Below are 9,330 nucleotides of genomic sequence, written 5' to 3'. Positions count from 1 at the left end.
TCGCGCACCTTGTCGCGCGCCTCGGGCCTGGATTTGTCACCGGCGACCATTCGTAACGTGATGTCCGACCTGGAAGAACTGGGCCTGATTGCCAGCCCCCACACCTCGGCCGGACGCATTCCCACGGCGCGCGGCTACCGTCTGTTTGTCGACACCATGCTCACGGTGCAGCGCGGCCACATCGGCACGCCCAGCCTGGCGCATGACCAGCCGCAAAAAGTGATCTCCAACGCGGCCAATCTGCTGTCGAGCCTGTCCCAGTTTGTCGGCGTGGTCATTGCGCCGAAGCGCACCTCGGTGTTCCGGCATATCGAGTTCTTGCGGCTGTCCGAGCGGCGCCTGCTGGTCATCATCGTGTCACCCGAGGGCGACGTGCAAAACCGGGTCATTTTTACCGAGGTCGATTACACCCAGTCGCAACTGGTGGAAGCCGCCAACTACCTCAACACCAACTATGTCGGCCTGGCGATTGAGCAGGTGCGCGAGCGGCTCAAGAACGAGGTGGATTCCTTGCGCAGCGAAATTGCCAGCCTGATGAACGCCGCCGTGGCGGCCAATACCGAGGCCATGACCGAAGCGCAGGACGAAGTGATCATTTCCGGCGAGAGAAATCTGCTGTCGGTCAGTGATTTCTCCAACGACATGAGCCATCTGCGCCGCGCCTTTGACCTGTTCGAGCAAAAAGCCCAGCTCATGCGTTTGCTCGATGTGACCGGCCAGGCCGAAGGGGTGCGCATTTTCATTGGGGGCGAAAGCCAGGTGGTGCCATTTGAAGACCTCTCCATCGTCAGCGCACCCTACGAGGTGGATGGTCAGGTGGTGGGCACGCTGGGCGTCGTCGGCCCCACCCGCATGGCTTATGACCGCATGATCCAGATTGTGGATATCACGTCCAAATTGGTCAGCAACGCGCTGAGTCATCATAAGTAGCCCATTACAATCCGCAACTCGGTCGGGCCGTTAGCTCAGTTGGTTAGAGCAGAGGACTCATAATCCTTTGGTCGTAGGTTCAAGTCCTACACGGCCCACCATTCTGTCTGAATCTCAAACAGATCAGCGGCATGACAACGATTGATCCGCGTTCATTATTTCAGCCGTATGAAGGACCACACAATGCGTCGTTGGTTTCATTTGAGCTTGAGCATACTGATGCCATTGTTGGCCGTCGGTATCGGTGCCGCCCTTCTGCTGATTGATCCGCCCTTGATGCAAACCTTGCGTCAGGCGGTGTTTGATCAATACCAAAGAGTTCACCCGCGTGTCTACCAGCCGGTACCGGTAAGAATCATTGACATCGATGAGGAAAGTCTGACCAAAGTTGGTCAATGGCCCTGGCCCCGCAGCAGGATTGCAGAGCTGGTGGAACGCTTGCGCAAGGCCGGGGTGGCGGCGGTTGGCTTTGACGTGTTGTTTGCCGAACCCGACCGGACCTCGCCCAAGGCCATGCTCAATATCTGGAGCCTGCCCACCTCAGCACAGCACAGTATTGCCGGCCTGCCGGACCATGATGATCTGTTTGCAGCTGCGCTGGAACCCGGCGGCGTGGTGCTGGGTTTCTCGGTTGAACGCGAAGGCACCGGTCTGGCTTTGCCAGCCCAGAAGTACCGGTACGTCAGCATGGGTGAGTCGGCCTTGCCCTTTGCCCATGCCTTCAGCCGGGCGGTACCGTCCTTGCCGTTGTTGAGTGCGGCCGCCGCAGGTAACGGCGTGTTGACGTTTGTGCCTGACAACGATGGCGTGGTGCGCCGCGTGCCGCTGCTGTTGCGGTTGGGCGACACCCTGGTGCCATCGCTGGTGGCGGAAGTTTTGCGGGTGGGGCAGGGGGCGCAAAACTACATGCTGCGCACCTCAGAAACCCCGGGTGTTGGCATGACCGAGGTGAAAATTGGCCAGTTTGTCGTGCCGACCACTGCGGCGGGCGAGGCCTGGGTTCACTTTACCGGACCCGTCAAGGAGCGCACCATCCCGGCCTGGAAAATTCTGGCGGGAGAAATTCCGGATGCCGAATTACAGGGATCCCTGCTGCTGGTGGGCACATCTGCCCAGGGCCTGATGGATCTGCGCTTCAGTCCGCTTGGCGGTGTCATGCCAGGGGTTGAGGCCCATGCGCAGTTGCTCGAACAGGTGCTCACAGGCAGTCATCTCTATCGTCCGGCCTGGGCCAATTCGATCGAAGCCCTGACCATCGTCATTGGTGGTCTGGCGCTTGGCACGCTGGCACTGATGACAGGCGCGCTGGTCTCTGCCCTTGTGACCTTACTGGTGATCGGTGGCGTCATCTGGGCTGGTTGGTTGGCCTTTATCGACCACCGCTTGCTGCTCGACCCGGTCACGCCTGCCCTGGGCATTTTTGTAGCCTTTTCGCTGTCCAGTGTCATGCACCATCTTTCAACCGAACGCCGCCAGCGCTTTGTTCGTGAGGCCTTTTCGCGCTACGTGTCGCCCAATCTGGTGACCTACATTGTTGAGCATCCGGATCAACTTGAACTGGGGGGAAAACGTCAGGAATGCAGCTTCATTTTTACCGATCTGGCGGGTTTTACCAGTTTGATGGAAAAGATCGATCCAGCCGAAGTGGTGGCGCTGCTGAATGCCTACCTGGATCAAATGATCAGTATTGCGTTTTCCTTCAATGGCACGCTGGAGCGCATCATTGGTGATGCCGTGGTGATCATGTTTTCGGCGCCCGTGCAGCAGCCCGACCACCGCCAGCGTGCCTTGAGTTGCGCGATTGCCATGCAGCGCTTTGCCTCGCGTTACGCGGATGACATAAGGGGGGCCAAGGGACTTGCTTTTGGCCAGACCCGCATCGGGGTGCATTCGGGAACTGTCATCGTCGGCAATTTTGGTGGTTCGCACATGTTTGACTACCGTGCCCTCGGGGATACGATCAACACGGCGTCGCGCCTGGAAAGTGTCAATAAGCATCTCGGTACGCGAATCTGTGTCTCCGAGAACACCTTGTCAGGCTGTACCGGCGTTGTTACCCGTCCTGTGGGTCGCCTGGTGCTCAAGGGCAAGACGGAGCCATTGATGGTGTTTCAGCCTATTCACAATGGACTGGAAGTTCCTGGCGCGCCGCTGGATGATCCAGAGTACGCAGCCGCTTACGCGCTGCTCACACAAGACCCGGTGGCAGCCCGGGTCGCGTTTGAGCAGTTGGCCCGGGAGCGGCCCGAGGATCCGCTGGTTCGGCTGCACTTGCAGCGACTGCAAGAGAACCAGACCGGCGATTTGATCGTGATGTCAGAGAAGTAGCAAGCGCACCGGGGGGTGTTAACGCAAAGTCACTTCACCACGACGGTTGCGCGGCTCGTTGGTTTCGTCCGGGGTTGCAACCTGCGGGCTGCGCTCGCCATAAGATTCGATGGTCATGGCGATATCTTTCAAACCCAGTTTTTGAAACTGTCTGGCAATGGTCTGTGCGCGTTTGAGCCCCAGTGCATGGTTGCGGTTTGGCTCGCCAACGGTGTCGGTGTGACCCACCAGCCAGACATCGAGCATTTTGCGTTCTTTGGCGCGCGCCAGCATTTTGGGCAACAAGGCCTGAGACTCTTGGGTGAGTCGCGTACCACCCCGGAGGAAGTACAGCACAAACTGTTCAGGAACTGGCGGCCGGGCAGCCATTGCCGCGCCAAAATCCTGCTGCATTTTTTTCTTGTCCACCTCAAAGCTTGCGCCGCCAGCCAGGGGCACAGCCTGCCCCGATTGGATCAGCACCTGCTCGCCCTGTTTGCTTTGCACGGTGATCCGTCCAATGCTGCCGTCAGGACTCGGGATCAACACAACGTAGGAACCGGCTGAGGCAGTTGGCGTTGTAAACCTGGCCTTGATGGCGTCGACACTGTCCACCTCGGTCACTTCAAATGCGCATAAGTCCGTTGTGTCCATGCGGCTGCGGTCCTGCCCGGCCGCTTCTGCTGCAGGCACGTCGGCGCGTTTCGCCCCCAGTGCCGTCACCAGTTGGCCCATGCCAGCCAGTGTGCGCGCCTGCGCAGCAGCCTGGTTGTGACGGGCGTTGATGTAGGAGCGGGTGGCCTCAAAATATTCGCTTTGGCTGTCCAGCACATCCAGCAAGGTACGCTGGCCGATGTCAAACTGCTGGCGATAGGCCTCGCGTGATTTTTCTGTCGACAGGCGGTGCTGGTCCATGTAGCGCAACTGCTCGTTCAGGCGGAGCACATCACTGTAGGCAATGGTCAGGGTCTGGCGTACATCGCGGCAGGCTTTGTCCTGCAGGTCGCGCGCCTGCGCTTGTTGGTCTGCTGCCTGGTTTTTTCTGGCGCCGTCGGCACCACCACGGTAAAGGTTGTAGTTCAGCGCCAGTTCCATGCCACTGACTTTGGTATTGCCCGCGATGCCATCCAGATTCTTGTCGCGGTTTTGATAGGCGCGAAAGTCCAGTCGCGGCATGAAGGCGGCTTGCCGCGATGCACGCGCCTGTTGGTAGGCGCGGGCGTTTTCCAAAGCGGCGTTCAGGGTCGGACTGGCTGGCAACCCCTCCTGCAGCAAGGCGTCAGTGGAACTGGGCATCTTGCCCAGCGTGAAAGGTTCGGGCAGGCCCGGCAGACTGGCCGGGGGCTTTTCTCCGATGACCCGCAGGTAGCGCGCACTGGCGTCATGCAGGCTGGTCAGCTCGGTCAGCAGGCTGGATTCCGCCAGCGCCAGGCGGCCGTTGGCCTGCTCGACATCGGCGCCGCGGCTCACGCCGGAGGAGGCGCGCTCTTCGACCAGTTGTGCCGCCTGTTTGTGCTCGACGTAATTTTGCGTGGCGGCATCGACCAGTTCGCGGTAGCGTGTCACGTCAATGTAGGCGCGAACTGCCTCCATGGCGGTGGTCTCGGAAATTTCGGCCAGTTCGTAGTAACGCGTCAGTTTGGCATAGCCGAGGCGTTTTGCCTCGCTGGCGGTAAACATGCCGTCAAACAGCATCTGGTTCAGCGTGATCCCGGACGATTTGGCGTTGTATTTGCCGTAATCGGTGGATGGGGTTTTGCGACTTTCTCTGCCTGCCGAAGCTTGTACATCAAGCCGGGGCAGAAAACCTGCGCGTGTGATGTCCTGTTCGTTGCCGGCAGCCTTGAACCCATTCCAGCGCGCCTGTACATCAGGGTTGGTCAGTACCGCCTGGCGCGCTGCCTGCACGAGTGTTTCTGGCAGGGCTTGTGCCTGGGCGCCCCAAGCGGTCACCAGGGCCAGCATCAGGCCTGTCAATTTTGTATTTGATGTCATGCGAGCCCCTGAAAATAATAGTTTGATGGGTGAGAAATCAATGGCTCGATGCAGGTGCTTGCACGTTGACCAGGAATTGCGTGCCCCGCACACCAATGGTCCCGGTGGGCGTTTTGACCGAGACCGCGTCAGGTTTGAGCTTGGCGATCACACCGGAGAGGTAGTTCAGGCTGCCCTTGTCCAGCCTGGCCCCCAGTTTGAACTGGCCTTGTGCCGGTGCAAACAGGTATTCATCCACCGTCAATTCAGTGTCGGGCCCAAACGACATCAAGGTGTTGTCCTTGAAGGTCACACCCATGCTGGCGGCCTTGGCGGTCTTGAGTTGGCTTCCGAGGAGGACGTTGGTGCCAACCTGGGCCTTGACGCTTTGCCCGCCCGTAATGACCCAGGCGTCTCCGCTCACGGTTTTGACCGTTCCGACTTTCTCGGCCTGGGCATGTGACAGCTGCATGGTCCCTGTGAGTATGAACAAGACGCCTGCAGTCAGATAGTGGTGGATGGTGGTTTTCATTTTTATCTCTTCCTTTAAGAACGTACTTATAACAATAAACACACTTTTTTACAAAAAAATTTAACAAAGGCGGATTCATCTCAAAAGTAATCTGGCAAGACGGTCAATGCTGACGCTGGCCGTGTAATGTCCCTGGGCCTAAATAGGCATGCTGACGGCATTCAGCTTGTGTTCCAGAGCCAAAAGTTGTTCCCGGTGTGGCGTGTCAATTTTTGCCATGTTGCGGATGATGGCGCTGACCATGTTGCAGTCCAGCATTTGCAAAAATGCAAGCGGCGTCAAAATGCCATCAAACATCTGCTTCGCCTGTTGCCGGACTTGCTGGGTGGCCACCTGACCGAGGAAACCATAGATGTCGGCGGTGAGAGGCAATGCGCCCAGACCGGGATTCCCCTCAGGTGCAAGTCCGTGTCTGAGCAACTGGCGCAAATCGGCATGGAGGATGGGTTTGTTAGGGGGGGCTGGAAACGGACCACCCTCTGCGCAGCGCATGCTGTCGAGAAACAGGGCCATGGGCCAGACGGTGCCCGTGCTTCGCGTCAACGCCTCAATGATGGCCACAGTGCTCAGCACGGTCGCCAGGTAGTCACGTACAAACGCAATGTTTTGTCGGGCCGTCATCTGCATCTGTGTGACGGCTTCGGCGGTGGGGTGGTCCTCATAGCTTTGACCTACCCAGGCCGGGTTGAGCTGACTTAAGAAAATGTCCATGGCCAGCAGCGCCTTGCGGTATGCCAGCAGGGACTTTTCGCAAGAAGCGGCCCGCGGCATCATGGATTCTTCGACCAGCAACATGGAGTTGATCAAGCAGTACTCGGGGGCTGCCTCGATGAAGCCGGTCACGTCCCGATTGGCGAGGTCCACCGCGTTTGTCACTGTGGTCTTGACAAATGCAGCGCCTGGCCGGTCCTTGTCAAACAGGGCGGGTGCCAGGCTGATACAACGTGCCTGAACACGCTGGGCCAGCCTTTGCGCTGCGGTGTTGCCCTTCGCATCGGGTGCGCGAAAAGGGATGGTCAATTCAATGCAGGCCACCACGGCCATCAACTGCGCATCGCTCAAATGCGCTTGCAGCAGCCGAGCGGCGACCACGGCACTCAGAAATTCATTCATGCCATTGCGCGGCGACAGGCATTGTCCTGGATGAAAACCAAAAATATCAACACAGAGGGCAATCGCCCGGTCATCGGGCGCAATTTCCAGCAGCCGCAAGAACCTTGCTTCAGGTCGCGCCACATCCTCCAGCAAGGTGGACACGCAAGCCGGGATCCCCCCGTCAGCCTGGTAAAACACCACGTCATGAAAAAGTGCAGCCAGCACCTGGATCGGTTGCATGCCTTCGCACAAGCCAAGAACATGAAAAGCGGTGTGGTAAGTCCGCGTTTTTTCTTCCATGCACTGGTGCACCAGCATGGCCATTGTCTGTACTTCGGCAGGGGGCACATGCACTGACAAGCCCTGGAAGGCATGGTCAAACCAGTCATTCATGCGATGGACCGTATCGATCGGCACGTCAAACAGCTCCTATGTTCACACCGAACAGTAGATGTACCGTTCAAGGTGAAGGCATTTGAACATGAATGCGTGTTATTTCAGGGCTGCGAGTTCACGGCCATTCTGGCGCAGCATGCTGGTCAGCCTGCCGGCCAGGTTGCTGAGCAGGCGAATCTTGATCGTGGGCGACTGGGTATCGAGCTGGTCAAAGGCTTCGCGACTCAGCACGCGGCACGCCACCGGGCTGAGCGCCGTGACGTTGGCCGAACGCGGTGAACGGTCCAGAAAAGCCACCTCGCCAAAGGTCGCGCCCGATGAGAAGGCGTCGAGTCGGGCGATACCGTCCTGGGTTGAGATGCTGACCATGGCGGCGCCTGCCGTCAAGACAAACAGTTCGTTCGAGGCCTGGCCAGCGGTGATGATGGTTTGACCTTGTGCGTACGTTCGGGAGGCCAGCAACTGATCGACCCATGCCAACTCTTGTGTGCTGAGTCCGAGAAACAGATCACATTCAGCCAAAGAGGTCTGGCTGCTCCCGGCAGGATTCGGAAAACGGTTGGCAAGAATCCGGTTTTCTCCATACTCCAGCGCAAAATCATCATCAGAAAAAAAAGCCTCGCGGTCAACACCCGCGCCAATCAGGGGTTGCCAGCAGGCACCTGCCTCGGTAAAGATCAATTCTTTGCCAAGACCCGATAGCTCGGCCCGTATGCCAGCCAGAAAATTCGCTGCCGCGCGGTCAATCCCCTGCACCAGTTTGAGGTTGACGATGAAAACGTTGGTGCTGGCTGATTCCAGCGTCAGGGTTCGGACAACCGACTCAATGGAGGCGAAGGTCAGGGCACCATGAAGATGGAAAACGCGCAATCTTTTGCCGACGCTCAAGAGGTAGTCATTGGCCTGTTGAGCACGGCGCTGGTTGGATTTGACCGAGCGTCGGGTGGTGGCCCTGCGGATGGCCGGGATGGCACGCTGCGATGCATCAAACATGTGCAGGCCCAGATCGGCCGTCAAGGCATGGCAGACGGCGAGCCCGCGAACGCTGTTGCCCTGTTGGTCGAGTCTGGGCGAGAAGACGGCAATCCCGAGGCGACCCGGCTGCACCGCCATGATGCCGCCGCCGACACCGCTCTTGGCGGGCAGTCCGGTACGGTAAAGCCAGTCGCCCGAGGCGTCGTACATGCCGCAGGTGGCCATCACGGAAAGGACGTTGGCAACGTATTTCTCAGGGATGGCGCGTTGGCCTGTGATCGGGTTGACGCCGCCGTTGGCGAGGGTGGCGCCCATGATGGCCAGATCGCGACAGGTGACGCGGATCGAGCACTGCTGAAAGTAGGTTTCCAGGGTGGCCGTGGGATCATCTTCAATAACCGAGAAATTGCGCAGCATCCAGCCGATGGCGCGATTGCGGTGCCCGGTTTCACTTTCTGACTCATAAACCTTGTGGTCAATGTCAAGCTGGCGGCCGGCGTAACGGGAGAAGGTTTCCAGTATGGTCGCGGTCTTGTCCTCCATGCTGTCGCCAGGAACCAGGCCGCAGGCGGCAATGGCACCTGCATTGATGAGTGGATTGAGCGGCGTGCCGCTTTGGGGGTGCAGGCTGATGGCATTGAAAGCGTCGCCTGAAGGTTCGACGCCGATTTTTTCAAGCACCGCGGCTTCGCCATGCTGTTCAAGCGCCCGCCCGTAAGTCAGGGGTTTGGAGACGGACTGGATGGTGAAGGGCTGGCTGCAGTCGCCCACCTCATAGACATGACCATCCTGGGTGGCGATGCAAATGCCAAACCACCCGGGGTCAGCCAGACTCAGTTCTGGAATGTAATCAGCCACCCTGCCAGACGTCAAGCCACTGAAACGGGCGTGTAAAGCCTGAAGGTAATCCTGGATTGGAGATTTGGCCACGTTGGTGCAAAGTGAGTTAGGTGCTTGCGCTGAAGCAATAACAATGCCTGTGTGGTCCCGGTCGCGCGTTTGTCGGGTGCATCATGACGGTCACCGCCCGTTTGCTGCGGGCATGACGCCGGCGATCACCGTGAACTGAGCGGGACACCGAGGTTTTTCTGCTCAGTTTCGGTGCATTTTTTCAAAACTGC

6 protein-coding genes and 1 tRNA gene are annotated in these 9,330 nt (G+C 58.6%); 3 read left to right on the top strand and 4 right to left on the bottom strand.

What is annotated here, in order from left to right; translation table 11 throughout:
• The 3 genes from hrcA to NDI87_RS05030 all read left to right on the top strand — a co-directional run.
• The coding region (gene hrcA, locus NDI87_RS05040; protein WP_296273712.1) for a heat-inducible transcriptional repressor HrcA at nt 1-930 on the top strand (930 nt) is incomplete at its 5' end.
• 24 nt (nt 931-954) lie between these two features.
• Nucleotides 955-1,031 (top strand) — tRNA-Ile (locus NDI87_RS05035).
• 118 nt (nt 1,032-1,149) lie between these two features.
• A complete protein-coding gene (locus tag NDI87_RS05030; protein WP_296273711.1) occupies nt 1,150-3,258 on the top strand; it encodes an adenylate/guanylate cyclase domain-containing protein in 2,109 nt (702 codons plus the stop codon).
• An 18-nt stretch (nt 3,259-3,276) separates the two neighbouring features.
• Here the strand turns inward: NDI87_RS05030 and NDI87_RS05025 are convergent, their stop codons facing one another.
• From NDI87_RS05025 to glsA, 4 genes are all read right to left on the bottom strand, one after another.
• The gene (locus NDI87_RS05025) at nt 3,277-5,232 is read right to left on the bottom strand and encodes a TolC family outer membrane protein (protein WP_296273710.1); all 1,956 of its coding nucleotides are present in this window, start codon (nt 5,230-5,232) and stop codon (nt 3,277-3,279) included.
• Between the two features lie 37 nt (nt 5,233-5,269).
• A complete protein-coding gene (locus NDI87_RS05020) occupies nt 5,270-5,743 on the bottom strand; it encodes a FecR domain-containing protein (protein ID WP_296273709.1) in 474 nt (157 codons plus the stop codon).
• Between the two features lie 138 nt (nt 5,744-5,881).
• Nucleotides 5,882-7,255, bottom strand: coding sequence for a hypothetical protein (locus tag NDI87_RS05015; RefSeq protein ID WP_296273708.1), 1,374 nt, complete (start codon nt 7,253-7,255; stop codon nt 5,882-5,884).
• A 75-nt stretch (nt 7,256-7,330) separates the two neighbouring features.
• On the bottom strand, nt 7,331-9,139 hold the full coding sequence (gene glsA / locus NDI87_RS05010) for a glutaminase A (protein WP_296273707.1): 1,809 nt from the start codon (nt 9,137-9,139) through the stop codon (nt 7,331-7,333).
• Nucleotides 9,140-9,330 lie beyond the last annotated feature (191 nt).

This window comes from Rhodoferax sp. (assembly GCF_023701345.1).
Classification (GTDB): Bacteria; Pseudomonadota; Gammaproteobacteria; order Burkholderiales; family Burkholderiaceae_C; genus Rhodoferax.
This window is presented reverse-complemented; position numbering and strand designations above follow the sequence as displayed.

What these genes read in the sequence shown, in the direction of transcription:
- NDI87_RS05020 (WP_296273709.1), bottom strand. Translation starts at nt 5,743, where the DNA reads ATGAAAACCACCATCCACCACTATCTGACTGCAGGCGTCTTGTTCATA.
- NDI87_RS05025 (WP_296273710.1), bottom strand. Translation starts at nt 5,232, where the DNA reads ATGACATCAAATACAAAATTGACAGGCCTGATGCTGGCCCTGGTGACC.
- NDI87_RS05030 (WP_296273711.1), top strand. Translation starts at nt 1,150, where the DNA reads ATGCCATTGTTGGCCGTCGGTATCGGTGCCGCCCTTCTGCTGATTGAT.